Annotated in this window: 1 protein-coding gene; it reads right to left on the bottom strand. The window is 35.5% G+C overall.

Going from position 1 to position 1,926, the window contains the following annotated elements:
• The coding region (locus tag ACRDEC_RS16935; protein WP_431499554.1) for a condensation domain-containing protein at positions 1-1,926 on the bottom strand (1,926 nt) is incomplete at both ends.

Genomic DNA, 1,926 nt, shown 5'->3' with positions numbered 1-1,926 from the left:
AATAAGCAATCGTATCCGGCTTAGACATCACCTGGCTTCGAAATAAATCCAATACCGTTAAACCGGCACTTTCAAAAGAAGATGAAGGATAAATGGATAGTAAAGCTGTGCGTTCGGTTTCAGATAAATAATCTAATTTACTGACTGGTTCTTCCTTGTCTTTTACAACACTGTTTAGCAAATTGGTGAAATGATTTCGCATCTGCGCCATTTTCTCCTGTGTAAAAAGATCCGTGCAGTAATTTATGTTAACAGACAGTCCGTTTTCTTCCTCATGCACAAAGAAAGTAATATCGAATTTTGCAATAGTATCTTCAGAGGCAAATGGTTCATTTATTATTTTGATGTCATCAAACAATTCGATTTCAGGAGCAGGATTATTATTAAATACAAACAAATGCTGAAATAATGATGTTCTGCTGCTGTCTCTGCCTGTTTCTATTTTATCTACCACTTTTTCAAAAGGAACAGCTACATGTTCGTAAGCTTCAAGAACAGTAGTTTTAACCAATTTCAGTAATTCGGTAAAAGAAGTGTGTTTTTCAAATTGTGTGCGAAGTGCCAATGTATTCACAAAGAAACCGATTAATGGTTCTAAATCTTTATTTTCCCTGTTGGACACCGTAGTTCCTATGCAAATATCTGTTTGACCTGTATAATGATAAAAAAGAGTTTTATAAACCGAAATTAAAAGCATGTAAAGTGTTGTTTTCTCACTTTGAGCAATATCCTTAAGCTTGTTTGTCAGGATTTCATCAATAAAAAATCGCTCATAAGATCCTTTAGCACTCTGAATGGAAGGTCTTTCAAAATCAGTTGGCATCTCCAGAACTTCTAGTCCTTTTAGTTTATTTTCCCAGTATTTTATTTTATCTCCGAATCCTTCTCCTTCAAAATTATTTCGCTGCCATATGGAATAATCCGCATATTGAATTTTTAATTCCGGTAAAATAGGCTCCACATTTTGAACTTTTGATTTGTATATTTCTACAAATTCATTAATCAATAAAGATAAAGACCATCCGTCTGAAGCGATGTGATGCCTGATATTTAAGAGTAAATATTCTTCTTCCGAGACTTTGATCAAACTGGCCCGAAGCATAAAATCTTTAGCTAAATCGAAAGGAGAAACCACTTGTTCCTCAATACAATTTTCCAATGCTTCTGATTGATCCGAATTTTCATATGCTGTAATATAATCCAACTTCCAGCCGGAAGGATCGATGATTTTTTGATAGGGAATTCCCTCTTCACCCAAAAAGACCGTTCTTAATGATTCATGTCTTTCAATGATTTTTAAATAGACATGTTCGAGTGTTTTTGGATCAATTTTTCCTTTTATTCTGAATAGTGATGGCTGATGATATGGTAAACTTCCTTTCCAGTTGTCGATAAACCACAAACGTTCCTGAGCAAATGACAAAGGAATTCTCTCAGGTTTTTCCTGCTGCTGAATACTAAGTCCTTTTTCTTCCTGACATTCATTCAGAATGAAAAAAGAAAGTTTATCGATAGTTGGATTTTCGAATAAATCTGTAATTGAAATTTCAATGGTTTTTTTATTCTTGATTTCCGAAATCAATCGGATAGCCAGAATAGAATGTCCTCCCAAAGCAAAAAAATCATCGTTGATTCCTACTCTTTCGATGGCAAATAAAGACGACCATATTTCACATAAATCCTCTTCCATTTCATTCCTTGGCCCTTCGTATTCCTGTGTGCTTTCGTAGCCTTTAGGACTCGGAAGCAGCTTCCTGTCTATCTTACCATTGCTTGTTAATGGCATTTGCTCCAATTCGATATAAATCCCGGGAACCATATAATCCGGAAGACGTGACTGAAGGAAAGACTTCAGTCCTTCTTCATTGTAACCGGAATCCGGCACCAGATAACACACCAATCGTTTGTATCCGTTGCTGTCTTCAT

The sequence above is a fragment of the Flavobacterium sp. genome, assembly GCF_050696275.1.
In the GTDB taxonomy this organism is placed as follows: domain Bacteria; phylum Bacteroidota; class Bacteroidia; order Flavobacteriales; family Flavobacteriaceae; genus Flavobacterium.
The sequence above is the reverse complement of the archived record's forward strand: the minus strand, read 5'-3'. Positions and strand labels throughout refer to the sequence as shown.